This is a genomic window from Streptomyces sp. NPDC052052 (genome assembly GCF_040680455.1).
Classification (GTDB): Bacteria; Actinomycetota; Actinomycetes; order Streptomycetales; family Streptomycetaceae; genus Streptomyces.
The window spans coordinates 38,119-62,486 of the sequence record NZ_JBFAWU010000033.1 but is presented as its reverse complement, the minus strand read 5'-3'; the positions used below and the strand labels follow the sequence as shown (position 1 = coordinate 62,486).

Annotated in this window: 21 protein-coding genes; 12 read left to right on the top strand and 9 right to left on the bottom strand. The window is 71.3% G+C overall.

The genetic code is table 11. From position 1 onward, the window contains the following. Window positions 1–175: 175 nt before the first annotated feature. The 3 genes from AB0L71_RS30285 to AB0L71_RS30275 all read right to left on the bottom strand — a co-directional run bounded on the left by AB0L71_RS30285 (window position 176) and on the right by AB0L71_RS30275 (window position 4,031). Window positions 176–853, bottom strand: coding sequence for a PhzF family phenazine biosynthesis protein (locus tag AB0L71_RS30285; RefSeq protein ID WP_365249048.1), 678 nt, complete (start codon window positions 851–853; stop codon window positions 176–178). Between the two features lie 78 nt (window positions 854–931). Next, window positions 932–2,524: an HtaA domain-containing protein gene (locus AB0L71_RS30280; protein ID WP_365249045.1), complete on the bottom strand. Its 1,593-nt coding sequence runs from the start codon at window positions 2,522–2,524 to the stop codon at window positions 932–934. 64 nt (window positions 2,525–2,588) lie between these two features. Continuing rightward, window positions 2,589–4,031 (bottom strand): HtaA domain-containing protein, encoded by a 1,443-nt coding sequence (locus AB0L71_RS30275; protein ID WP_365249042.1) that lies wholly within the window; start codon window positions 4,029–4,031, stop codon window positions 2,589–2,591. Between the two features lie 134 nt (window positions 4,032–4,165). Here AB0L71_RS30275 and AB0L71_RS30270 point away from each other — a divergent pair, with 134 nt between their 5' ends. From AB0L71_RS30270 to AB0L71_RS30240, 7 genes are all read left to right on the top strand, one after another. Further along, entirely contained in the window at window positions 4,166–5,248 is a 1,083-nt protein-coding gene (locus AB0L71_RS30270) for an ABC transporter substrate-binding protein (protein ID WP_365249039.1), read from the top strand. Next, window positions 5,245–6,357: an iron ABC transporter permease gene (locus AB0L71_RS30265; protein WP_365249036.1), complete on the top strand. Its 1,113-nt coding sequence runs from the start codon at window positions 5,245–5,247 to the stop codon at window positions 6,355–6,357. Before AB0L71_RS30270 ends, AB0L71_RS30265 begins: the two co-directional genes overlap by 4 nt. Beyond that, the gene (locus AB0L71_RS30260; RefSeq protein ID WP_365249033.1) at window positions 6,354–7,193 is read left to right on the top strand and encodes a heme ABC transporter ATP-binding protein; all 840 of its coding nucleotides are present in this window, start codon (window positions 6,354–6,356) and stop codon (window positions 7,191–7,193) included. Before AB0L71_RS30265 ends, AB0L71_RS30260 begins: the two co-directional genes overlap by 4 nt. Window positions 7,194–7,371: 178 nt before the next feature. Continuing rightward, window positions 7,372–8,508: an iron uptake system protein EfeO gene (gene efeO / locus AB0L71_RS30255; RefSeq protein ID WP_365249030.1), complete on the top strand. Its 1,137-nt coding sequence runs from the start codon at window positions 7,372–7,374 to the stop codon at window positions 8,506–8,508. Between the two features lie 20 nt (window positions 8,509–8,528). Then, window positions 8,529–9,815, top strand: coding sequence for an iron uptake transporter deferrochelatase/peroxidase subunit (gene efeB, locus AB0L71_RS30250; protein ID WP_365249027.1), 1,287 nt, complete (start codon window positions 8,529–8,531; stop codon window positions 9,813–9,815). A gap of 32 nt (window positions 9,816–9,847) precedes the next feature. After that, a complete protein-coding gene (gene efeU, locus AB0L71_RS30245; protein ID WP_365249024.1) occupies window positions 9,848–10,831 on the top strand; it encodes an iron uptake transporter permease EfeU in 984 nt (327 codons plus the stop codon). After that, window positions 10,764–11,696: a hypothetical protein gene (locus AB0L71_RS30240; protein WP_365249021.1), complete on the top strand. Its 933-nt coding sequence runs from the start codon at window positions 10,764–10,766 to the stop codon at window positions 11,694–11,696. The genes efeU and AB0L71_RS30240 overlap by 68 nt, the downstream gene beginning before the upstream one ends. 89 nt (window positions 11,697–11,785) lie before the next feature. Here AB0L71_RS30240 and AB0L71_RS30235 read toward each other — a convergent pair whose 3' ends face one another. Continuing rightward, a complete protein-coding gene (locus AB0L71_RS30235; RefSeq protein WP_365249018.1) occupies window positions 11,786–12,532 on the bottom strand; it encodes a bifunctional DNA primase/polymerase in 747 nt (248 codons plus the stop codon). A 340-nt stretch (window positions 12,533–12,872) separates the two neighbouring features. On the opposite strand from AB0L71_RS30235, the gene ddaH reads away from it, so the two are divergent. Beyond that, complete coding sequence (gene ddaH / locus AB0L71_RS30230) at window positions 12,873–13,688, top strand: dimethylargininase (RefSeq protein ID WP_365249015.1); 816 nt, start codon at window positions 12,873–12,875, stop codon at window positions 13,686–13,688. Window positions 13,689–13,727: 39 nt separating this feature from the next. Here the strand turns inward: ddaH and AB0L71_RS30225 are convergent, their stop codons facing one another. Continuing rightward, complete coding sequence (locus AB0L71_RS30225; protein WP_365249012.1) at window positions 13,728–14,735, bottom strand: small ribosomal subunit Rsm22 family protein; 1,008 nt, start codon at window positions 14,733–14,735, stop codon at window positions 13,728–13,730. 140 nt (window positions 14,736–14,875) lie between these two features. Between AB0L71_RS30225 and AB0L71_RS30220 the strand changes: the two genes are divergently transcribed. Beyond that, a complete protein-coding gene (locus AB0L71_RS30220; protein ID WP_365249009.1) occupies window positions 14,876–16,183 on the top strand; it encodes a hypothetical protein in 1,308 nt (435 codons plus the stop codon). A 22-nt stretch (window positions 16,184–16,205) separates the two neighbouring features. On the opposite strand, the gene AB0L71_RS30215 is transcribed toward AB0L71_RS30220, so the two are convergent. Beyond that, the gene (locus AB0L71_RS30215) at window positions 16,206–17,528 is read right to left on the bottom strand and encodes a multidrug effflux MFS transporter (protein ID WP_365249006.1); all 1,323 of its coding nucleotides are present in this window, start codon (window positions 17,526–17,528) and stop codon (window positions 16,206–16,208) included. A gap of 87 nt (window positions 17,529–17,615) precedes the next feature. Here AB0L71_RS30215 and AB0L71_RS30210 point away from each other — a divergent pair, with 87 nt between their 5' ends. After that, window positions 17,616–18,641 carry a Gfo/Idh/MocA family oxidoreductase gene (locus AB0L71_RS30210; RefSeq protein ID WP_365249057.1) on the top strand — a complete coding sequence of 342 codons (1,026 nt, stop codon included), beginning with the start codon at window positions 17,616–17,618 and terminating at the stop codon, window positions 18,639–18,641. Here the strand turns inward: AB0L71_RS30210 and AB0L71_RS30205 are convergent. Continuing rightward, window positions 18,628–20,256 (bottom strand): alkaline phosphatase D family protein, encoded by a 1,629-nt coding sequence (locus tag AB0L71_RS30205; protein WP_365249003.1) that lies wholly within the window; start codon window positions 20,254–20,256, stop codon window positions 18,628–18,630. The two genes, AB0L71_RS30210 and AB0L71_RS30205, sit on opposite strands and share 14 nt — an antisense overlap. Window positions 20,257–20,585: 329 nt before the next feature. On the opposite strand from AB0L71_RS30205, the gene AB0L71_RS30200 reads away from it, so the two are divergent. Next, the gene (locus tag AB0L71_RS30200) at window positions 20,586–21,467 is read left to right on the top strand and encodes a PhzF family phenazine biosynthesis isomerase (protein WP_365249000.1); all 882 of its coding nucleotides are present in this window, start codon (window positions 20,586–20,588) and stop codon (window positions 21,465–21,467) included. A 16-nt stretch (window positions 21,468–21,483) separates the two neighbouring features. Here the strand turns inward: AB0L71_RS30200 and AB0L71_RS30195 are convergent, their stop codons facing one another. Together AB0L71_RS30195 and AB0L71_RS30190 are read right to left on the bottom strand one after the other, a co-directional pair. Next, window positions 21,484–22,425 carry an NAD-dependent epimerase/dehydratase family protein gene (locus AB0L71_RS30195; protein WP_365248997.1) on the bottom strand — a complete coding sequence of 314 codons (942 nt, stop codon included), beginning with the start codon at window positions 22,423–22,425 and terminating at the stop codon, window positions 21,484–21,486. Continuing rightward, window positions 22,422–23,474: a ScbA/BarX family gamma-butyrolactone biosynthesis protein gene (locus AB0L71_RS30190; protein ID WP_365248994.1), complete on the bottom strand. Its 1,053-nt coding sequence runs from the start codon at window positions 23,472–23,474 to the stop codon at window positions 22,422–22,424. Before AB0L71_RS30190 ends, AB0L71_RS30195 begins: the two co-directional genes overlap by 4 nt. Before the next feature lie 134 nt (window positions 23,475–23,608). Here AB0L71_RS30190 and AB0L71_RS30185 point away from each other — a divergent pair, with 134 nt between their 5' ends. Further along, window positions 23,609–24,271: a ScbR family autoregulator-binding transcription factor gene (locus tag AB0L71_RS30185; protein ID WP_365248991.1), complete on the top strand. Its 663-nt coding sequence runs from the start codon at window positions 23,609–23,611 to the stop codon at window positions 24,269–24,271. Window positions 24,272–24,368: the final 97 nt, after the last annotated feature.

Below are 24,368 nucleotides of genomic sequence, written 5' to 3'. Positions count from 1 at the left end.
ATCCGTATCACTATTTCCCGCAAGCCTAATATTTGAAGAAGCGTCGAATACCAGCACGTCGCCGTCGATGTCGGCCGAAAACATTTCGGAATCCCGGTCAACGCGTCACACCACGTCGGCGTTTCCGGGTCCGCCATGCCGCTCAAGCGCTCGCCCCCCCCAGGCCCTCAAGCCCTCAGCCACGAACGGCCAGCAGGACGCGACCCCCGATCTCCACCCTGCCGTCGGGTCCGGGCGCGGTGAGGATCTGGGAGCCGCGTCCCTGCGTGATGTTGAGGGCGCGGCCGAGCCGGTCGCTGAGCAGCAGGGCCGCCGCGCCCGTGGCCTCGTCCTCCACGATGCCGCCCATACGCCGCGGGAACGCCCGCGCCCTGACCCGGCCCGCCGCCTCGTCCTCCCAGGCCCAGACGTACACCCAGCCCTCGCCGGGCGGCGGGCCGGTCAGTGCCTCGACCTCGGCGACCGACGCGTACTGCTCCAGGGTGCGCGGCGGCACCCACGCGGGGTGGGCGCTGATCCAGGTGAACTCCCCGTCCTGGCGGGCGAACACCTCTCCGACGGGCAGCTCCAGGATCTCCAGATCGAGCAGCCAGGCGGTGCCGACGAGCGGATGGCCGGCGAACGGGAGGCGGAGTCCGGGGGTGTGGATGTCGACGTGCCCGCGCTCGGGGTCGTCCACGAACACGGTCTCGCTGAAGCCGAGTCGGCGGGCCAGAGCCTGCCGGGACGCCTCGTCGGGGTACGTACGCCCGTCGCGTACGACGCCGAGGGGGTTGCCGTGCCGGCCGTCGGGGCCGCAGAACACCCGCAGTACGTCGATGCCTGCGGGAACGTCGAAGTCGCTGTCGCTCACGTGCGCATTCAACACCGCCCGGTGACGGCCCCACGAGTGGGTCGTCACCGGGCGGTGGTGTCCGCTGCCGGGGAACGGTCAGGCGGTACGGCGACGGCGCGCGGCGATCACGGCGCCGGCGCCGGCCGCCACCACGACACCCGAGGCGGCGAGCAGAGCACCCGTCGGGACGTCGGAACCGGTGGCGGCGAGGGAGCCGGAACCGCCGACCGAACCGCCCACGGAACCGCTGCCGACGCTGCCGGTGCCGCTGGCGGTGGTGTCACCGGCCTGGCCGGCCGAGCCGGTGGAGCCGGTGGAGCCGGTGGAGCTGCTGCCGCTCGGGAGTTCGGCGTTCTCGTCGAGGGCGACCGCGACGGTCAGCGCGTCGAGCTGTTCGCCCGCCTGGTACATGCCGCCGAAGGCCTTGGTGCCGTCGGCGGTGAGCGTCGCCGGGACGGCCGAGAGGGTCACCACACCGTCCTCGGCGGCGAGTTCACCCTTCGGCAGTTTCAGGTCGGCGATGGCCAGGCCGGTGTACGTGGTGGTCTTTCCGGTCTCGCGGTCCTTGGCGGAGACGTCCGCGACCAGGCTGCCCTTCGTGCCGTTCACCCGGATCTGGAGGCCGGTGAAGGAGAGGTCGAGGGCGTAGGAGCCGCTGGACTCGTGGCCCAGGAAGCGGACCTGGCCGGCGAAGTCGGCGCTGAGGGTCTGCTGGTCGGCGTCGAAGGTGCCGGTGGCGTCCGGGAAGCGGTAGCCGTCGCCGGAGGCGGTGGCGCCGGAGGTCGTCTCGACCCTGCCGTTGGCGATCGGGCCCGTGATGTACGTACGGAAGGACTTCTTGACGCCCCAGTCCAGGGTGCCGTCGACGATCGCGCCGTCGACGGCGGACGGGGCGGAGGAGGACGGGGCGGAGGTGGACGGAGCGGCGGACGGGGACGCCGTCGAGGTGGGCTCCTGCGTGGGCTCCGTGCTCGGCTCGTCGGTCGGGTCGGTGCTCGGGTCGGTGCTGGGCTCCTGCGTGGGCTCGGTGGTCGGCTCCTCGGTGGAGGCGGCGACCGGCGTCACCGCGAGGGTGGCCGGGTCGAGCGCGTCGCCCTCCTTGTACTGGCCGTTGAAGGCCTCGGAGCCCGCCTTCGTCAGCGTCGCGGGGATGTCCTTGAAGACCATCGCACCGTTCGCGCCCTGGCCCGGCCGCACCGCCGAGAGGTCGAGTTCCGCGACCGACACGTCGTCCACGGTGCCTGCCGGGGTGGTGACATCGGCGGTGATCGCGCCGCCGGTACCGGACGTGGAGAGCTTCAGGTCCGAGAGCGTGATGTCGAGAACGCCGCCGTGCGCGTAGAAGTTGACGCTGCCCTGGAAGGCGGTGTCGGTGCCGTGCGTGGACGTGTCGTAGCTGCCCTTGCCGTCGACGAAGGTGAACACACCGTTGTCGGCTGCCTGGGTGGCGCCGTCCTTGACGGTGATCTTCCCGCCGGAGTACGGCCCGGCGAGGTACTTGCGGAAGGACTCCTTGAAGCCCCATTCCAGCGTGCCGTCCGTCAGATCCATCTGCGGCGCCGAGGCGGCCGTCTTGGCGGAGGCGGTGTTGCCGACGGCGAGCGCCGGAAGGGCGAAGACGGTCGCGCCGAGGGTGGCTGCCGTGGCGACGGCGGCGGCGAGAGCTATGGGGCGGCGGGTGGCTGCCATGGTCGGTGGTCTCCTTGGGAGGTGAAGCCGGGGGTGGGAAAGGGGTGGGACAGGGGGCGGGAGTTCAGGGGGTCCGGTTCTGTTCGTTGTCCCGGGTGCCGCTGCGACGGCGGGCGAGGTACAACGCGCCTGCCGCGGCGGCGAGGACGCCCGCGCCGCCGATGCCGAGATACAGACCGGTGCGGGAACCGGAGCCGGTGTCGGCCGTCGACGCCGCGGTGGCGGTCCCGGTCTTCTTCGCGGGCGGGTCGGAGGGTTCGGGGCTGCTGCCCAGGTCGGGCAGGGCGGGCAGTTCGGCGCCGGTGTCGACGGCGACGGCCAGCGAGACCGGGTCCATCGCGGTGCCGGCCCGGTAGAGCGAGCCGAAGGCCTTGGCACCGTCGGCGGTGAGGACGGCGGGGGCTTCGGTGAGGACGGCGAGACCGTCCTTCGGCGTGAAGTCCTTCGCGGTGAAGGTGACGAGGGGGACGGACTTGCGCCGGTCGCCGTCGCTCAGGACGTCGGCCGAGAGCGTGCCCTTGCCCGCCCGCACCCGCACCGCGACCGCCGACAGCTTCAGGTCGAGCCCGTCGGCCGCGGTGAAGCGGACGCTGCCCGCGAAACGGGCGTCGAGGGTCTGCTTCTTCGGGTCGTAGGTGCCCTCGCCCCGCGGGAAGCGGAAGAGTGCCCCGCCGTCCTGGGCGCCGTCGGCGAGAGTCCACTCCCCCTTGCCGATGGCGCCGGTGACGTACTCGCGGAAGGTGCGACGCACCCCCCAGTCGACCGCGGCGTCCTCGAAACGTCCCGCCTTCTTCTCCGACTTCTCCGACTTCTCGGAGTTCTCGGGCTTCTTGGCGGACGCCGACTTCGTCGGGGACGGGGACGCGGCCTGCTGCCGGGCCGGGGCGACGGTGTCCACGGAGAGGCTGACCGGGTCGAGGGCCGTGCCGGCCGTGTAGTAGCCGGCGAACGCCTTGGCGCCCTGTGACGTCAGTGTCGCCGGAATCGTGCGCAGGACGATGGGCGTGGACCCGCCCCTCATGTCGATCCCGGAGAGACCGAGCGTCGCGAGCGGCACCTGGGCGGACGAGGTCACACGACCACTCGCCCGGTCCTTGCTGACCATGTCGGCGTACAGGGTCCCGCCGCCGCCCGCGATACGGACGGTGGGGCGGCTGATGGTGAGGTCCAGCTGGTAGCCGCCGCCCGACTTCTGGTGGCCGACAAAGCGGACCCCGCCGGAGAACGCCGAGACGAAGGCGCCGGTGTCCGGGTCGTAGGAGCCGGTGGCGGAGTGGAAGCGGAACTGACTGCCGCCGACCGTGGCGGCACCCCCGGTCAGGCTCCAACTGCCGTTCGCAACAGGGCCGGTGACATAGCTCTGGAACGAGGACTTGATGCCCCAGTCCAGCCTGCCGCCCTGCACCGTGCGGCTCGCCGCCTGCGCGGCGGTGGCCGGGAGCAGGGCTCCCAGCAGGACCGCGAGAAGCGCGACGGCAAGCGCGCGGGCAGGTCTGAACGGCAGCATGGAGCCCCTCCGAAATCGAGAAAGTCAGGTAAGGCTAACCTAAGCAACATCCACCTCCTGGTGGTACCCCTTTCCACCGCATTGCTCGCAGACCATGACCAACTGCTCACCGCAGAACGACAGGACGGTGCCCCGTGCGCTCCTCACAGCACTTCGCCCCACCGGAACCGGGCGCCCCGCGGCCAGGACGCGGTCCGGTCCGGAGCCGTGGCCCCTGGGGTGCGATGGCGGCCGTCGCCGCCCTGGCCCTCGCCCTGACGGGCTGCGGCGGCGGTACGGACACGGGGACCCCCGCCGCCTCCGCAGAGGCCGCCGTGGCCGACCGGGTGGAGCCCCTGTCCACCGTGCCGAAGCCGCAGTTGCCGGTCACGGTGACATCGGCGGACGGCGCGAAGGTCACCGTCCGCTCGGCGGACCGGATCGTTCCGCTGACCGGCAGCCTGAGTGAGATCGTCTTCACACTCGGCCTCGGCGAGCACGTCGTGGCCCGTGACGTCACCACCACCTTCGAACAGGCGGCGAAGCTCCCGGTGGTGACCCGCGCCCATGACGTCTCCGCGGAGAGCGTGCTGTCGCTGAAGCCGACCCTCGTCCTCGCCGACACCACGACCGGCCCCGCGGAGGCCATCGGCCAGATCCGCGATGCCGGCATTCCGCTCCTGGTCGTCGAACCGGCCAAGGAACTCGCCGATGTCGAGAGCCGGATCGACACCGTGGCGGCGGCCCTGGGCGTTCCCGACTCGGGCACCGAGCTCGCCGAGCGCACCCGGTCCCGGATCGAAGCCGTACAGAAGTCCGTGCCCGCCCCGGCGGACGGGCGCACGAAACCGCGGGTCGCCTTCCTCTATCTGCGCGGTTCGGCCTCCGTCTATCTGCTGGGCGGCCGGGAGTCCGGGGCGAGTTCGCTGCTCGAAGCGGCGGGAGCGGTGGACGCGGGCAAGGCGTCCGGGCTGAAGAAGGACTTCACCGCCATCACCAGCGAGGCCCTCGCCAAGGCCGCCCCCGACGCCATCCTGGTGATGACCAAGGGGCTCGAGTCCGTGGGTGGCGTCGACGGCCTGGTGAAGATCCCGGGCGTCGCCGAGACCCCGGCCGGACTGGACCGGCGGATCGTCTCCGTCGACGACGGCGTGCTGCTCAACTACGGGCCGCGCACGGACCGGGTGCTGGGCGAACTGGTCGCACAGCTCTACCCGGAGGGCGGGACGGAGTCGTGACCACCTCGTACGAGCCGGGCACCCGGCCCGGCACCCCGCAGCCGCCGCCCGAGGACCACTCCCCCGCACCGTCCCGGACCGGGCGCCCCACCGGCACCGTCCTGACCGCGGGGCTGCTCGCCGCCCTCGTGGTGTGCGCCCTGCTCTCCGCGGGGCTGGGCGCGTACAGCATCCCGCTCGGCGACGTCCTCGGTTCCGTACAGCACCGGCTCGGTCTCGGCGGAGCCGCGCTGGACCGGGTCGGCGAGAGCGTGCTGTGGAACGTACGGCTGCCGAGGGTCGTCCTCGCCCTGCTCGTCGGGGCGTCGCTGGGCTGCGCGGGCGCCCTGATGCAGGGCGTGTTCGGCAATCCGCTCGCCGAACCGGGTGTGATCGGGATCTCCTCCGGGGCGGCGGTCGGCGCGGTCGCCTCGATCACGTTCGGGCTGAACTTCTTCGGCAACTGGACCATCACGGTCTGCGCGTTCGCCGCCGGGCTCGCGACCGTGGTGCTGGTGTACGCGCTGTCGCGGTCGGGCGGGCGGACCGAGGTCGTGACACTGATCCTGACCGGCATCGCGGTCAACGCCTTCGCGGGCGCGCTGATCGGACTGTTCATCTTCTTCGCCGACAACGCCCAGGTCTCGCAGATCACCTTCTGGCAGCTGGGCTCGCTGGCCCAGGCGACCTGGCCCAAGGTGCTCGCCGTGCTGCCGTGCGCGGTGGCCGGACTGGTCGTCGCGCCGTTCTACGCCCGGAAGCTGGACCTCCTCGCGCTCGGCGAGCGGCCCGCCCGACATCTGGGCGTCGACGTGGAGCGGCTGCGCGTCGTGCTCGTCCTGGTCGTGGCGCTGCTGACGGCGGCCGCGGTGGCGGTCGCCGGGATCATCTCCTTCGTGGGGCTGCTGGTTCCGCATCTGCTGCGCATGGCGAACGGCCCGGGGCACCGCTTCCTCGTCCCCGGCAGCGCGCTCGGCGGCGCCCTGGTGCTGATGGCCGGTGATCTCGCGGCCCGTACCGTCGCCGATCCCGCCGAACTGCCCCTGGGCGTGCTCACCGCACTCTTCGGCAGCCCGTTCTTCTTCTGGCTGCTGCGCCGGACCCGTCGTAAGCAAGGTGGTTGGGCATGAGCCCCCTGAAGAACCTGTTCCGGGCCCGGGGCCGGCTGCTGCCCGCTCCGGTCCCCGTCGGCTCCCCCGTCGCCGAGGCGCGCGGCCTGTGTGTGCGGCTGGGGCAGCGAACGGTGCTCGACGCCATCGAACTGACCGCGTGCGCGGGCGAGGTGCTGGCCCTGGTCGGGCCCAACGGGGCCGGGAAGTCGACCCTGCTGGCGGCACTGGCCGCCGACCTGCCCGCCGGGGACGGCGGGGTGTGGATCGACGGGCGCCCGGCCGCCGACTGGCCGGCCCCCGAGCTGGCCCTGCGCCGGGCCGTCCTGCCGCAGTCCGCCGCGCTGTCGTTCCCGTTCCCGGTGGAGGACGTCGTCCGGATGGGCCGGGCGCCGTGGGCCGGGACGGAGCGGGCGGACGAGGACGAGGAGGCCGTCACGGCTGCGATGGCGGCCACCGAGGTGACCGCGTTCGCCGGGCGCCCCTTCTCCGCCCTGTCCGGCGGCGAGCGGGCCCGGGTGGCACTGGCCCGGGTGCTGGCTCAGCGCGCCCCGCTGCTGCTGCTGGACGAACCGACCGCGGCGCTCGACCTGCGCCACCAGGAACTGGTCCTGAGGATCTGTCGGGAGCGGGCCGCCGCCGGTGACGCGGTCGTCGTCGTGCTGCACGACCTGGGGCTGGCCGCGGCGTACGCGGACCGGGCGGCGGTGCTGCACGGGGGCCGGATCGCGGTGACGGGCCCGCCTGCCGAGGTGTTCACGGGCGAGCTGCTCGGTGAGGTCTACCGGCAGCCGGTCGAGGTCTTCCCGCATCCGCGGACCGGGGCGCCGCTGGTCGTGCCGAAAAGATCTTTTTGACCCTTTCTTGACCAAGCAGTGGGTCGTTAGGAGGTCGTCCGTAATCACCTCGTATCCGGCACGGGCGGATGAGAGCCTAATCACTGCATGCGGGGGGACGGGTGAGGTAAGCCTCGACTAAATTAGGTTCGCCTCACCTGATTCTGTCCGATCTTCACCTTCGTGTTGTGGAGCCCGCATGCAAGCCGTTCGTTTCTCCGTCGTCACCGCTGCCGCGACCGTGGCCGCCCTGACCGCCGTCACGGGCTGTGCAGAGAAGAGCGACGGCAAGGGCGAGGGCTCCGTGCAGGTCGTCGCGAAGGACGACTCCTGCGAGGTGTCGAAGAAGAAGCTGCCGGCCGGCCATGTCGAGCTGGCCGTGCAGAACAAGGGATCGAAGGTCACCGAGGTCTACGTCCTGTTCCCGGACGACCGCATCGTCGCCGAGCGCGAGAACATCGGCCCCGGCACCAAGGCCACCATCACGGCCGAGATCAAGGCGGGTTCGTACGAGATCGCCTGCAAGCCCGGTATGAAGGGCAGCGGCATCCGCCAGAAGATCCAGGTCACCGGCGCCAACGCGGCCAAGCGCAGCCCCGAGATGGACAAGGCCGTCGCCGCCTACCGCACCTACGTCCAGGCCCAGGCCGACGAGACGCTGCCGAAGGTCAAGGTGTTCACCGACGCCGTCGCCGCGGGTGACATCGAGGCCGCCAAGAAGGCCTACGCCGACTCCCGGCTCGGCTGGGAGCGCACCGAGCCGGTCGCCGAGTCCTTCGGTGACATCGACCCGAAGGTCGACATCCGCGAGGACGGCCTGGAGGACGGCCAGGAGTGGACCGGCTGGCACCGCCTGGAGAAGGCGCTGTGGCAGGACAAGAAGCTGGGCGCCGAGGAGAAGGCCCTCGCCCCGAAGCTCTACAAGGACCTGGTCGACTGGCAGAAGCGGGTCGGCACGGCGGACATCACTCCCACCTCGATGGCCAACGGCGCCAAGGAGCTCCTCGACGAGGTCGCCACCGGCAAGGTGACCGGTGAGGAGGAGCGCTACAGCCACACCGACCTCATCGACTTCAAGGGCAATGTCGAGGGCGCGCAGAAGTCCTACGAGCTGCTGAAGCCGATCGCCTCGAAGAACGACGCGGCTCTGACCGCGTCCCTGGACAAGCAGTTCGCGGCGCTGAACACGCTGCTGGACAAGTACCGCACGGACAAGAACTCCTACGAGTTCACCTCCTACGACAAGGTCGGCAAGGCGGACCGCAAGGAGCTGTCGGACGCGGTCAACGCGCTCGCCGAGCCGCTGTCCCAGCTCGCCGCCGCGGTCACGAAGTAACCGGCGGGGAGGCCTGGGTCATGTCCGACCGTACGGAGGACACCGCCGACGCCGCACCGGCGTCGGCGGGTCCCGGCAGCTCCGCGCCGTCGCGCCGGGCGCTGCTGGGCTGGGGCGGCGCCGGACTGGCGCTGGGCGCGGTTGCCGGCGGTGGCGCGGTCGCCGCGGTGCACACGCAGAGCGACGCGGTACCGGCTTCCGACAGTGGAGCGGCCGTGCCGTTCCACGGTGTCCACCAGGCCGGTATCGCCACTGCCGTACAGGACAGGCTGCACTTCGCCGCGTTCGACGTGACGACCAAGGACCGCGCCGAACTGGTCGCACTGCTCAAGGAGTGGACGCGGGCCGCCGAGCGGATGACGGCCGGTCACGCGGTCGGCGACGGCGCCTACGGCGGCCTGGCCGAGGCCCCGCCGGACGACACCGGCGAGGCCCTGGGCCTGAAGCCGTCCCGGCTCACGCTCACCATCGGCTTCGGCCCGTCGCTCTTCGCCAAGGACCGGTTCGGTCTGGCGGACCGGCGCCCCGAGGCGCTCGTCGATCTGCCGAAGTTCCCCGGCGACAACCTCGAAGCGGCCCGCAGCGGCGGCGACCTGTGCATCCAGGCATGCGCGGACGACCCGCAGGTCGCGGTGCACGCGATCCGCAACCTGGCCAGGATCGGCATGGGCCGGGTCGCGATCCGCTGGTCCCAGCTGGGCTTCGGCAAGACGTCGTCGACGACGCCGGACGCCCAGACCCCGCGCAACATGATGGGCTTCAAGGACGGCACCCGGAACATCTCCGGCACCGACACCGCCTCCCTGGACACGCATGTGTGGGTGGGTGAGAAGGACAAGGCGGGCTGGATGACCGGGGGTTCGTACCTGGTGGCCCGCCGCATCCGGATGCACATCGAGACCTGGGACCGGGCACCGCTGCAGGAGCAGGAGGACGTCTTCGGCCGCGACAAGGGCGAGGGCGCACCGGTCGGCAAGGCCAAGGAACGCGACGAGCCGTTCCTGAAGGCGATGCTGCCGACCGCGCATGTGCGGCTCGCGCATCCGGACAGCAACGACGGTGCGATGATCCTGCGCCGCGGCTACTCCTTCACCGACGGCACGGACGGTCTCGGACGGCTCGACGCGGGGCTGTTCTTCCTCGCCTACCAGCGCGACACCCGCAAGGCCTTCATTCCGTTGCAGCGGCGTCTCGCCGCGCACGACGCACTCAACGAGTACATCCAGCACGTGGGTTCGGCGCACTTCGCCGTGCCACCGGGCGTCCGCGACAAGGACGACTGGTGGGGCCGGGCGCTGTTCTCGTAACGGGGCTCGAAGCAGAAAAGGAGAACCGAGACGTGTTCAGCAACTTCCTGATCGGCCTGCGTGAGGGGCTTGAGGCCTGCCTGGTCGTCTGCATCCTCATCGCCTATCTGGTGAAGACCGGCAACCGGGACAAGCTCGTGCCGATCTGGATCGGGGTCGGCATCGCGGTCGTGGTCAGCCTGGCGTTCGGCGCCGGCCTGGAGTTCGGCTCGCAGGAGATGACGTTCAAGGCCCAGGAGGCGCTCGGCGGTTCGCTGTCGATCATCTCGGTCGGCCTGGTCACCTGGATGGTCTTCTGGATGCGGCGCACCGCACGGCATCTGAAGACGGAGCTGCACGGCAAGCTCGACGCGGCACTCGCGATGGGCACCGGCGCCCTGGTCGCCACGGCGCTCCTCGCGGTGGGCCGGGAGGGCCTGGAGACCTCGCTGTTCGTGTGGCGTGCGGTGCATGCGGCGGACGACGGCTGGCACCCGATGATCGGCGCCTTCCTCGGCATCGCGGCCGCCGTGGTGCTGGGCTGGCTGTTCTACCGCGGCGCGCTGAAGATCAACCTGGCGAAGTTCTTCACCTGGACCGGCGGCATGCTGGTGGTCGTCGCCGCGGGCGTACTCGCCTACGGCGTCCACGACTTGCAGGAGGCCGAGTTCATCGGCGGTCTGCACAACCAGGCGTTCGACATCAGCGGCGCCATCCCGCCGGACAGCTGGTACGGCACGCTGCTGAAGGGCACCTTCAACTTCCAGCCCGACCCGACCGTCCTTCAGATCACGGTGTGGGCGCTGTATCTGATCCCCACCCTCGCACTGTTCCTCGCCCCGGTAGGGTTCGGACGGTCAGCGGCCCCCTCCGTGGGGGCGACGGATCAGAAGGCGCGGAAAGCAGCGGATGAGAAGCCTGAGGCCGATTCGGCCGGCGACGGTGCTCGTGACGGCGACGGTGCTGAGCATGACGGCGACCGGGTGCATGACGGTGCACGGCGAGCTGGAAGTGGTTCCGACCGCGACAAGGTCTGAGGCCGCCGAGGCCCTGAGGACCTTCACCGCCGCGTACAACGCGGCGGACAAGGCCTATGACCCGGCTCTGGACGCGGACCGGGTCACGGGAGCGCTGGGGGCGATCAACCAGGCCGGGTTGACGGCACGGCAGAAGAACCATCCGGACGGCAACGCGAACCACACGCCGCTGGAGCTGACCGACGCCACATATGTCATCCCGAAGAAGGCCGGCTGGCCGCGGTGGTTCCTCGCGGACACCGATTCCAACCGCGACGAGGACAACGGCAAGCTGGACACCCGCTGGCTGATCGTCTTCGTCAAGTCCGGTCCCGGCGCCGGGTGGAAGGCGTCCTATCTGTCGGTCGTCGCACCGTCGGCGCTGCCGCGCATCGCGAAGGACGACGACGGACGGGCCGAGCCGGTGGCCGTGGACAGCACCGACCTGGTACTGGCCCCGAAGGACCTGAGCGACGGGTACACGGAGTACCTGCAGAAGGGCACCCCGGACGTCTTCGCACCCGGCTCCGCCACGTCCGACTGGCGGGAGGAACGCCGCACCACCCGGCGCGCGGGCTTCTCGTACCAGTACATCGACCAGCCGCTGAAGAGCGGTACGTTCGCCCCGCTCGGCCTGCGCACGGACGACGGCGGGGCGCTGATCTTCTTCAGCAGCAAGCACTTCGAGCGGCAGACCGCGGCCGAGGGGCTGCGTCCGCCGCTCAACGAGGACGTGGAGGCGCTGCTGACCGGTGAGGTGAAGTCCACCCTCACCAAGGAGCGGGTCTCCGGCCAACTGGTGTACGTCCCGAAGAAGGGCGCATCGGACGACAAGGTGGTCGTGCTGAACCGGCTGCCGGGCCTGACGTCGGCGAAGGGGTCGTGACCGGGGCGGCCGGGCGGCCGGACCGCCCGGCCGCCACACCGGCGGCTCACACGGCTCAGCGACTCACCCGGCTCAGCGACTCACCCGGCTCAGCGGCTCAGCGGCCACGTCACCGCGTCGTGGTCGAGATCGCTCTGATCCGCCGTGTCCGCATACTGCGCGCACGCGTCGGTGAGCGTCTCCAGCAGTGTCAGCGGGTCGGGCAGCGGGTTCTCCGGGCCGCGCAGCCACTGCACGTCCAGTTCCCCGGGCAGTTCGGCCGGCGGCAGCAGGACGTAGCTGCCGCGGCAGTGCCAGCGCAGTCCGGGATGCTCGTCCATGGTCTCGGGGTGGCAGTCCAGCTCGCACGGCCACCATTCGTCCTCGTCCTCGGGCGTTCCACGGGTGGCGGTGAAGAAGAGCATCCGGTCCTCGCCGGACCGGGCGACGGGGCCGACGTCGACGCCTGCGGCGAGGAGCCGCTCCAGCGCCTGGGTGCCCGCGGCCAGCGGAACGTCGAGAACGTCGTGGATCATGCCGGTGGCCGTGATGAAGTTGGCCTGCGGCTGGCTGCGGGCCCAGCGTTCGATCTGGGCGCGGTCGGTGGTGCACTGCGTCTGCCAGGCGAAGGAGATCGGGTGCCGCGCGGGGGTGGGACAGCCGATGCGTTCGCAGGAACATCGGTACCCGACGGGATGGGCGGCGGGTGCGATCGGCATTCCGGCCTGGGCGACAGCGAGCAGCAGCGCCTCCCGAGCGGTTTCGTCGCCCTCGTTCCGCTGCGGTCTGGGCCGGCGGCGAAGCCAATGGGAAAATTTGCTCTCTGAGCCGCGATAACGGCCGAAATCGACGCCCATCTATCCCCTTACCTCGGTAGTGCCCACGCCCATGGTCCCACCATCCTGCGCCTCGGGGGGCCCGAGTGCCGAAGCGGGGTACGGGTGACCATGCAGCGCTCTGGGCACTATCGCAGCCCTTGTCACGAAATGACGGGTACGTCTCCAGGATGCGGCGGGATGCCTCCCGAGGCCTCTCCGGGCCGCGCAGGACACTGCCGGGGGCCGTGCCCCGTCACCGTGCGGAACCACTCGATCGGATCACTGTGCACGGGGCCCCGGAGAGCGGACCATGAGCTCACGCACACACCCGTGCGACGTCCCCGGCAGGTGATCCCTGCTCATTCGTGAGGAGACCCCGTTGCCTCGTGAAGCCACCCCTCGCCGTTACCTGATGTGCGCTCCGACGCACTTCAGGGTGACGTACTCCATCAACCCCTGGATGGACCCGAGCAAGCCCGTGGACCTCCCCCTGGCCCAGACCCAGTGGGAGGACCTGCGCGACCGGTACCGCGCCCTCGGGCACACCGTGGACCTGCTCACGCCCCGCCCCGGACTGCCCGACATGGTCTTCGCCGCCAACGGGGCGACCGTCATCGACGGGCGGGTGCTGGGCGCCCGGTTCGCGTACCGGGAGCGGCACGCGGAGGCCGGGGCCCATCTCGCGTGGTTCCGGGCCGACGGCTTCACCGAGATCCACGAACCGGCCCACGTCAACGAGGGCGAGGGCGACTTCGCGGTCACCGCGTCGTACGTCCTGGCCGGCCGGGGTTTCCGGTCCAGTCCGCTCTCGCACGACGAGGCGCAGGAGTTCTTCGGGCGGCCGGTGATCGGGCTCGATCTGGTCGACCCGCGCTACTACCACCTGGACACCGCCCTGTCCGTGCTCGACGACGCGGGCGACGAGATCATGTACTACCCGGGCGCCTTCTCGCCGGGCAGCCGGTCCGTGCTGGCGCGGCTCTTCCCCGACGCGCTGATCGCCCAGGAGGCGGACGCGGCGGCGCTCGGTCTGAACGCGGTGAGTGACGGGCTCCATGTGCTGCTGCCGCAGGCCGCCACGGGGCTCTTCGATCCGTTGCGGGCGCGCGGCTTCGAGCCCGTGCCGATGGATCTGGGTGAGCTGCTGAAGGGCGGCGGCAGCGTGAAGTGCTGCACGCAGGAGCTCCGCGGGTAGCCGGCCGGGGGTCCGGCCGGTACCGGCCCGGGGTCGTCCTCAGTCGCCGGACGGCTCCGTGCCGGGCGGCGGCCACGCGTCGCCCCAGGCGACGTCCCGGGCGGCCCGGTAGAGCTCGCCGTGCCGCTTGGTGACCGTGGAGCGCCGGAGGGCCTCGTCGCGGGTGCACAGGTCCAGCAGCACCTGCCCCTTGCGGATCTGCGGCTTGCGGGTGACCCGCGCCGGGACCGGCTCGGTCACGAAGCGGGTCGCCACGACGTAGCTGAACTTCTCGTCCTCGTACGGCAGCGAACCACCCTTGACCTGCCGGTGCAGCGAGGAGCGGCTGACCCGGGCCGCGAAGTGGCACCAGTCCGTGCCCGGCTCGATGGGGCAGGTGTCGTCGTGCGGGCAGGGCGCGGCGACCTTCAGCCCGGCCGCGATCAGGCGGGTGCGGGCCTCGATGATCCGGGCGTAGCCGTCGGGGGTGCCCGGCTCGACGACCACGACCGCCTGCGCGGCGGCGGCCGCGGCGTCGACGAGCTGCGTCCGGGCGTCCGCCGTCAGCTCCTTGAGGACGTAGGAGACGGTGATCAGGTCCGTGGGGGCGAGGTCGAGGCCCGCGCCGATGCGGGCCCGGCGCCACTCGGCGGCGCGCAGGGCGGGGATGCCGGAGGCGGCGGCCAGCTCGCGGCCGAGGGCGAGTGCGGGCTCGGCCCAGTCCAGGACGGTGGTCCGCTGACCCTCCCAGGCACCGGCCACCGCCCAGCTCGCCGCTCCGGTGCCGCCGCCGATGTCGGTGTGGGTGGCGGGCACCCAGTCCGGGGCGGCCTCGCGGAGCGCGGCGAGGGCGGACCGTACCGCTTCGAAGGTCGCGGGCATCCGGTACGCGGCGTACGCGGCGACGTCGGAGCGGTCCCGGAGGACCGGGGCGTCCGTGGGGGTGGTGCCGCGGTAGTTGGCGATGAGCCGGTCGACGGCCTGGGCGGCCTGCTTGGGCGGCAGTCCGTCGAGCAGTCCGGCCAGCGCCGTGCGCAGGGCTTCCGCGGTGGGGAGGGTGGCGTTCACCGACGAATTGTAGGCAAGGACGCGCCGCCGGTTTCCGGCCTGCCACCTGCATCTGAAGCTCTGGTGACGAACTGCCTTGATTCCGCCGTCAGTTGCTACGCTGACCGGCGCGAGGTCGGGATCGCCCAGCGAGGGGGACCATGAGACAGAAGATCGTGCGCCTGGTTCTGGTCGGCGGAGTTCTGCTGCTTGCCATGCTTCTCCTGCTGGCCACGTGCGGCAGCGGCGAGAAGAGCTCCGACCGGCCGAAGAAGCAGGTCAGGGCGAGTGCGGCGGCGGTGACACAGCTCACCGTCCCCTCCGCGTTCGCGACCGGGCGCGGCTGGGAGCTGATCGGCACCTCGCCCGACTACGCACTCTCCCGGGCGACGGGCCTGCTCGCCTACCTCGTACGGGTCTCGGACGGCACGTACCAGCTGCGGACCATCGACTCCCGGACCGGGGAGGCCGGCTGGCACGGGGAGACCTGGCGGCCCCCGTCCCCGGAGCACTTCCCGAAGCTGGTCCCGGTCACCGCGGACGACCGCGAGTACTTCGTGACATGGGCGTACGGGAAGGTCGGCGAGAACGCGCTGACACCGGCCGACACCATCGTCTCGCTGGACGTCTACGACGCGGCGGACGGCTCCCGGCGGCGCATCGAGGTGCCGTGGGGTTCGGTGCCGACGGTCTCCGCGACCGGCCCCGGCCTCCTCATCAGCGACGGCCGGGCGAACAGTGCGGTGGTCGACCCGGTGACCGGCCGGGTGACGAAGGTCGCCGCCGCGGCGCTCAGGTACCCCAAGGGCTGCACGACGTGCAGGCAGCTCACCGAGGTGCGCGGGCTGACGGAGAAGGGGCTGCTGGTCAGCGGGGCCAAGGAGTTCTGGGTGCAGGGCGGCTGGTTCAGCCGCGATGTCGCCCCCACGGGCACGGACCGGGCCGGCGGGGTGCCGACGTCGGTGCTCCCGGGCCTGGTCCTGGCCAAGTGGCAGCTCGCGAAGGGCGCGAAGCGTGCCGCGACCCATGATCTGTGGGCGGTGCACGATCTGGAGACGGGCAAGCCGCTCGCCTCGGTGGAGTGCAGCAAGCCCGCGATCAAGCCGGGCCAGTACCCGCAGCTCGTCGCGGCCCCCTCGGGCAATTTCCTGGTGGCCGGGCCGCTCGCCTTCGACCTGTCGACGAAACAGGGGTTCTGCTTCGAGGGGGCGGACGGCACGAGGCCGCTGACGCTGGTGTCGGTGGACGACGAAGGTGTGGCGTACGGCGCGGCCAACGCACGCAACGCCGCGGACGTCCTGGCCGGTGGCGGCGCGCCCGTCGCGGTGGCCATCAGGAGCGGCACGACCGGCGCGCTGCCGTCCAACCAACTGGTCCCGGGCGCGGTGACGTCGGAGGGGGTCGGCCTGTTCCGCTGGACGGACGAGAAGGACCGGCCGCATCTGATCGGCTACCCGGGCGCGAACTGAGGCACGGTCCCGGGCCGGCCCGTCAGGACGCCTGTTGCCAGGGCCGGCACATCCCCAGGAAGCAGGCCATCGCGCCGATCGCGCACACCAGTTGGACGACTGCCATCGGTACGGCCGTTCCCTCGCCCGCGATCCCGACGAGCGGCGAGGCGACGGCACCGACCAGGAACTGCGACGTGCCGAGCAGTGCGGAGGCGGACCCGGCGGAGTGCTTCGTACGCATCAGGGCCTGGGCGTTGGTGTTCGGCATCGCGAGGCCCATCGCCGACATCAGCACGAAGAGGCCGGTGGCGACCGGAACCAGGCCCACGTCCCCGAAGACGCCGGCCGTCATCAGCAGCAGCGCCACCGCGGCCAGCACGATGACCGAGAGCCCGAAGCCGAGTGCCTTGTCCAGGCTGATCCGGCCGACCAGCAGCTTGCCGTTGATCTGGCCCACGACGGTCAGGCCGATCGAGTTGAGGCCGAAGAGCAGACTGAACGTCTGCGGCGAGGCCCCGTACAAATCCTGCACCACGAACGGTGATGCGCTGATGTAGGCGAAGAGCGCGGCGAACGCGAGGCTGCCCGCGATCATGTAGCCGGCGAAGACCCGGTCGGCGAGGAGCCCGCGCATGGTGCGTACCGCGTCACCGATGCCGCCGGTGTGCCGGTCCTGCGGCGGCAGGGTCTCGTGCAGCCCCTTCCAGACGACGAGGGTGAGCAGCACCCCGACGACGGTGAGGACGACGAAGACCCCCCGCCAGTCGGTGAAGCGCAGCACCTGTCCGCCGATCAGCGGCGCGACGACCGGTGCGACGCCGGAGATCAGCATCAGGGTGGAGAAGAACCGGGCCATCTCCACGCCGTCGTAGAGGTCGCGCACCACGGCCCGGGAGATGACGATCCCCGCCGCACCGGCCAGTCCCTGCAGGAGGCGGAAGCCGATGAGGAGCTCCGGGGTGGGGGCGAAGGCGCAGATCGCGGTGGCGACCACGTAGACGACCATGCCGAGGAGCAGGGGCCGGCGCCTCCCCCACCGGTCGCTCATCGGTCCGACCACGACCTGTCCGAGCGCCATGCCGATGAGGCAGGCGGTGAGGGTGAGCTGGACGGTCGAGGCGGAGGCGTGCAGGGAGTCGGTGACCGCGGGCAGCGCCGGAAGGTACATGTCCATCGAGAGCGGCGGCAGTGCCGTGAGGCCGGCGAGGACCAGGGTGACGAAGAGGCCGGTGCGCCGGGCCGCGGCGGTGGCGTCCCGGGGTCCGGTGGGTGTGTCGGTGGCCGGTGACTCCGGGGCCCCGGCCCCGGTGCTCGGTATGGGGCTGCTGCCCTGCTGGGCCCCGCTCGCGTCGCTCTCCGGCATGCTCCCTCTCCGTGTCGTTGAATGTGCATCTATGCTCTCAGCTCGGCGGGCTGGTCGGAACCTTGGTGGGGAGCAGGCATGACAGGCATGGACGGAACCGTGCGGTGGGGCGTACTGGCCACCGGCGGTATCGCGGCGACGTTCACCGAGGACCTGCGGTCGCTGCCGGGCGCGGAGGTGGTGGCCGTCGCGTCCCGTACCGAGGCCTCGGCCGCGGCGTTCGCGCAGCGGTTCGGGATACCCCGGGCGTACGGCAGCTGGGCCGATCTCGTCGCCGACGACGAGGTCGATGTGGTGTACGTCGCCACGCCGCACTCGGCACACCGGGAAGCCGCCGCGCTCTGCCTGGAGGCCGGCAAGCATGTGCTGTGCGAGAAGGCGTTCACGCTCAACGCGCGGGAGGCGGACGAGCTGGTGAAGCTCGCCCGGGACCGCGGCCTCTTCCTGATGGAAGCGATGTGGACGTACTGCAACCCGGTCGTCCGCCGCATGACGGAACTGGTGCGGGACGGCGCCATCGGTGAAGTCCGCACCGTGCAGGCCGACTTCGGGATCACGGGCCCGTTCGGTCCGGAACACCGGCTGCGTGACCCCGCGTTGGGCGGCGGCGCGCTGCTGGATCTCGGGGTCTACCCGGTGGCGTTCGCCCATCTGCTGCTGGGCGAGCCGGACCGGGTGCAGGCCGACGCGCTGCTCTCGCCCGAGGGCGTCGACCTGAACACCACGATGCTGCTGGGCTGGTCCGATGCGGGGGCCTCGGCGCTGCTGAGCTGTTCGATCGTCGCGGACACCCCGCGCACCGCCTCGATCACGGGCACCAAGGGGCGGATCGATCTCCCGCACGGCTTCTTCGACCCGGAGCGGTTCGTGCTGCACCGGGCGGGACACGATCCGCAGGAGTTCACCGCGCAGGCGATCGACGGGGGTCTGCGGGGCATGCAGTTCGAGCAGGCCGAGGTGGCGCGGGCGCTGCGCGCGGGCGAGACGGAGTCGCCCCTGGTGCCGCTGGACGGTTCCCTGGCCGTGATGCGGACGCTCGACGCGGTGCGTGAACGCATCGGCGTCCGCTACCCGGCCGACGGCCCCGGCCGTCAGGGGCTCACGCGGGTGTGAGGCCCTGGTTCCCCACCTCGGTGACGAACGATCCGGCCGTCGCGACGGGCGCCCCGGGCGTGGTCACGGCGGACACGGTGCGGTAGTCGGCGCGCGCCTGCTGCCGGCCCAGTGTGACGAGGGCGTAGCCGCGGCGGCCGTTGAAGAACTTCATGTGCGGGTTGGCCTGCGTCTGGTTGTTCCAGCTGCCCGGCCGGTCCGAGCCGTCCTTGCCGCTGGCGATGGACGTGGCGACGATCTCCGTGCCCAGGGTGCGGGACGACGGGTCGTCGAAGTCCTTCTTCAGGTCGAAGGCGTAGCCGACGTGGACATCGCCGGTCAGCACCATCAGGTTGTCGATCCCGGCCGCCTCGGCGCCCTTCAGGACCCGGTCGCGGGAGGCGGGGTAGCCGTCCCAGGAGTCCATGGAGAGTTTGAAGGAGTCGCCCGGCACATCGCGCCGCTGGGCGAAGGTGACCTGCTGCGGTACGACGTTCCACAGGGCCCGTGAGGTGCGCCATCCGTTCAGCAGCCAGCGCTCCTGGGTGGCGCCGGTCAGCGTGCGCGAGGGGTCCTCGGACTCCGGTCCGGGCTTCTGCCAGCCGTCGCCGTAGGCCTGGTCGCTGCGGTACTGGCGGGTGTCGAGGATGTCGAACTGGGCGAGGCTGCCGAAGTGCAGGCGCCGATAGAGCCTCATGTCCGGGCCGGTGGGCCGCTGCGGGGTGCGCAGCGGCTGGTTCTCCCAGTACGCGCGGTAGGCGGAGGCGCGGCGCAGCAGGAACTCCTCCGGCGGTACGTCGTTCTCGGGGATGCTTCCGGCGTAGTTGTTCTCGGTCTCGTGGTCGTCCCAGGTGACAACGAAGGGGTGCGCTGCGTGGGCGGCGCGCAGATCGGGGTCGGACTTGTAGAGGCCGTACCGCAGCCGGTAGTCCTCCAGCGTGATCGTCTCGGTGTTGAAGTGGGCGGGGAGCGTCCGGTCGGTGTACCGGCGGGCCCCGCCGGCCGCGTTGACGGCGTACTCGTAGAGGTAGTCGCCGAGGTGGAAGACGGCGTGGACGTCCTCCTGGGCGAGGTGCTGGTAGGCGGTGAAGTAGCCGTCGTGGTAGGCCTGGCAGGAGACGGCGGCCAGGCTCAGTGTGCTGTTGCGGGCGCCGCGGGCGGGTGCGGTGCGGGTCCGGCCGACGGGGCTGGTCCAGGTCCCGACGCGGAAGCGGTAGTAGTGGACGCGGTCCGGTTCGAGGCCCTTGACCTCGACGTGGACGCTGTGGTCGAACTCCGGGTGGGCGGTGGTGGATCCGCGCCGCACGACCCGGGAGAACCGCTCGTCGCGGGCGATCTCCCAGCGCACCTGGAACCTGGCCCGGGGAAGTCCGCTGCCGCTCTCGTAGGGGCGCGGTGCGAGTCTCGTCCACAGCAGGACCGAGTCGGGCAGCGGGTCGCCCGAGGCGACACCGAGGGTGAAGGGGTCCTCGCCGATCTTCCGGCCGTCGAGCTCCGCGGCGCTCGCGGCACCCGCGGTCGGCAGGTTGACCGAGAAGGCGAGTGCGGCGGCGGCACCGGTGACGGTGAGGAAGCGGCGGCGTCCCAGGTGCCTGGCGGCGTCGCGCATCTCCTGCTGGTGCGATGAGTGCGTCATCTGTCCCTCCCTGACTGGTGATGTATGCGCAGTGCACCGGTCCAGCACGTCGAACGGTTGTCGTGTTCGCGTCGCTCCGGCGTCGCGCGGGTGAGTAATGCGGCGGGATCGGATCCTCGGGGCAAAGCGCGCATAGGTGAGGGAAGCCGCGATCACAGGTGACGGCCTTCCCCGAGATCGGCCGAACAGACCCTCGTACGCGCTCCTTTGCTCCCGTGCGCCCCCCCAACGGGCCGTGTCCGGACCGCGGTACCGGAGCCACGCACCGCCGAGGCCTGGAGGCCGAAGCACCGGGAATGCCGCGGCGCGCGGCGAGGTTGACCTGCGGCATGAGCCAGAATTCAGGCACCGAGATCCTGCGTTACACCGCCTTCTCCGCCGACCCGGCGGGTGGCAATCCGGCCGGTGTCGTCCTTGACGCCTCCGGTCTCGATGCCGCGGCGATGCTCGCCGTCGCGGCGGAGCTGGGTTACAGCGAATCGGCCTTTCTGACCGGGCGGAACGAGCCGGGCCACGACGGTCCGCCCGCCGTCCGGGAGTACACCATCCGCTACTTCAGCCCGAAGGCCGAGGTTCCGTTCTGCGGCCACGCCACCGTGGCGGCGGCCCTCGCCCTCGCGGAGCGCGACGGCCCCGGCGATCTGGTGTTCCGCACGTCCGCCGGCCCCGTCCCGGTCACGGTCGCCCGGGAAGGCGGCGAACTCCGCGCCACGCTCACCAGTGTGGCCCCGGAGGTCATGGACATCGCCCCGGACGACCTGGCCGAGGCGCTGGCCGCCCTGGACTGGCCGGCCGGTGATCTCGACCCGGCCCTGCCGCCCCGGATCGCCTACGCGGGCGCCCGCCATCTGGTGGTGGCCGCCGCGACCCGCGAGCGACTCGCGGACCTCGACTACGACTTCGCGCGCCTCGAGGCACTCATGCACCGGCTGGACCTGACCACGCTGCAGCTGGTGTGGCGGTCGTCGTCGACCGTCTTCCATGTCCGCGACCCGTTCCCGGTCGGCGGTGTGGTCGAGGACCCCGCCACCGGCGCGGCTGCGGCCGCCTTCGGGGCCTATGCACGCGCCCTGGGACTCGTCCCGGACACCGCGACCCTCACCCTCCACCAGGGCGAGGACCTGGGGCGTCCCGGCACGCTCACGGTGGAACTGCGGTCGGACGACGTGCGGGTGCGGGTGAGCGGTACCGGTACCCGCATCGAGGGCTGACCAGTGCCGCGGCAGGTCATCCGGCGAGGTGCCGGCGGTACCACGCCGCGTGCCGGGCGAACGCGACCGGGAACGCCTCGCCGGGCTCCCAGCCGAAGTCCTCACCGACCCGGTCATCGGTGAACCAGTGGTCCACGGCGAGCATGCCGAGGTGGTGCAGCGCGTACGGGACGTCGGCGAGCCGTTCGCGGGCCGTGTCCACATCGACGCCGGGGGCCGCCCGGGGCAGCCGCAGTACGTCGACGACCGTGGCCAGCAGCTGTGAACAGCTCACCGGTTCGGGATGGTTGACGTGATAGACCCCGGCGAGGTCCTTCGGGGAGAGCGCCGCACCGAGCAGCGCCCGGCCCAGCGTTCCCACGTCAATCATCGAGTGCCGGGTGTCGCATCCGGTCAGTTGGCCCGGGAGCAGACGGAGCAGCCCGACCAGTCCGGGAACGACCCAGCGGTCCCCGGCCCCGTACACGAGGTGCGGGCGGACGACGACACCGCCGGCGGCCAGGACATGCTGTTCGGCGGCGGCACGGGTCCGGCTGGTGGCCGAGGCCGGCCGAGGCTCGGCCTCACCGGGCCGCAGCCGGGTGAACGGGCCCCGGCCGTAGACGGACGCGGTGCTCAGGTGAACAATCCGGGTGACCCCGCAACGGTCCGCCTCGTCGACCAGCGCACGGGTTCCATGAACGTTCACGGACCGCGCGGTCGGTTCGTCTCCCCCGATCCGGGATCCGCAGTGGATCACCGCATCCACGCCCTCGCAACAGCCGCGCAGCGTCGTGGGGTCGGCGAGATCCCCGTACACCGTCTCGATGCCGCTCCCGGCATCTTCCGCCGCCGGTGCACCGAGGACCGCCCGGTGGGTCATCAGACGCAGCCGGAGGCCGGGGACGGTCCGGGCCGCGGCCACCACATGGCTGCCCACGAACCCGGTCGCGCCGGTGATGAGTACGCGCGGTGTCATGACCGTTCCTGGTCCCGGTCGTCGGTCCGGCTCTCCCGATTCCCCACCACGTCAAGCCCGTTGGCCGGGGAGTCCAGCGTGCAGGTGAAGACCTGCGTGCGGTCCTGGGTCGCCGATACCTGCACCCTGACCACCGCCCGGTCACCGGAGGGGACGGACCGGGCCTCGATCCAGCAGGGGCGGTCGAGTTCCACGTACCGGAGGAAGTCGGTCCGCACCGACGCCGGGAGGAAGGCGTGGCCCGGGGTGACGGCAACAGCCGCCTGCCGGGCCGCCTCCAGCAGCAGAATGCCCGGCACATGGTCGTTGGGCCGGGCGAACAGGGTCGGATGCCCGGTGTCGAGCCGCAGCTGCCATACGCCCCGCCGCGGTCCCGGCGCCAGCACGACATCGCCTTCATCGGTTCTGCCCACCTCGGCCGGCGCGACGGCGGGCAGGAGGGGTATCGGAGCACCGATCACGCCCTGCCGGTCGCCCCGCAGCCGGTGGTACGCCTTGGCCGAGGTGCAGCTGATGCGCCCGCCGCCGCGAGCGAGGACGGTGCCGAGGCGGTGCAGGAGCAGCTCGACATGCAGGGAGCCGATGCTCCCGCCGCGCCGCCGGATCCGGGAGCAGGCCACGTCCACCGTGATGTCCCAGGGTTCCTGACCCAGGAGCAGCCGGTCGGGTTCGGAGACATACGCCAGTTCCCACATCACGAAGTGGTCCCCGACCGGGACGCCGAACGCCCCGTGCGCCAGGAGCATGGTGGTCTGCCGCATGGTCTCCGCGATCAGCAACGGATCCTGGTGACGGCCCGACACGGGGGTGAAGAAGCGGTGCGCCCGCGGCCAACGGGCCGACACCGAGAACTGGGTGTCGGTCTGCGCCATCCAGCCGGTGGGAAAGACGTCCTCCGGATCGGTCCGATGGACGAGATGTCGCGGAAATCCCGACTTCCCGTGTCCGCCTCGCGGCGCCGCGCCCTCCGCCTCGGAGGTCCCGGTGCGTACGGTGAGGCCGGCGTCCTCGACGAGCGATGAAGCGCAGTGCGAGGTGAACTGAACCATGCGTTCTTCCTCCCCGAGGATCCATGCCGGGAGGGCGGACCCGTCCTCGCAGTAAGATACTGACAGTCCGGTTTCCTATCCAGCCATATTCCGGTGGCACTGACCACGCCACGACCGAGAGAGACTCGTAGCTGATGGCACAGCAGGCGCGCGCGATCCACACTCGGCGGTCCATCCTGGTGGCCGCCGCCGCTGTATTCGACGAACGCGGCTACAGCAGCGCAACCATCAGTGAGATCCTCACGAGGGCCGGGGTGACCAAGGGAGCTCTGTACTTCCACTTCACCTCGAAGGAAGACCTGGCACTCGGGGTGATGGACGTACAGCTGGACACTGTCCCGCTTCCACCGCAGCTGACGAAGCTTCAGGAACTCGTCGACCAGGGCATGTTGCTCGCCCACCGGCTCCGCCATGAACCACTGGTGCGCGCCAGTGTCGGGCTGGCCATGGACCAGGGCGTGGAGGGGATCGACCGCGGGGCACCGTTCCGCGCCTGGATCGACCGGCTCGAACAGTTGCTGCACGCCGCGAAGGACCAGGGCGAACTCCTCCCGCACGTCCACCCTCGCGAGACCGCGGAGATGCTGGCGGGATCCTTCTCCGGCATCCAGACGATGTCCCAAGTCCTGTGCAAGCGCAAGGACTTGGGCCGACGGACATCGGTCCTGTTGCACTACGTACTGCCGAGCATCTCCACCCCGGCGGTGCTGGCCACCCTCGACATGGCCGAGGACCGGGGCGAGCGCCTCCTCGGCACCCTCGATTCGGTACCCAGCCAGTCCGGCGCAGCCGACTGACGAGCAGGGGCACGCCACACACATGCCTGCGCCCGGAGCTGGCCACGCCGCGCGGCACTAGGCCTGCTGTGAAAGCTCCGGGCAGCAAGAGTGATGG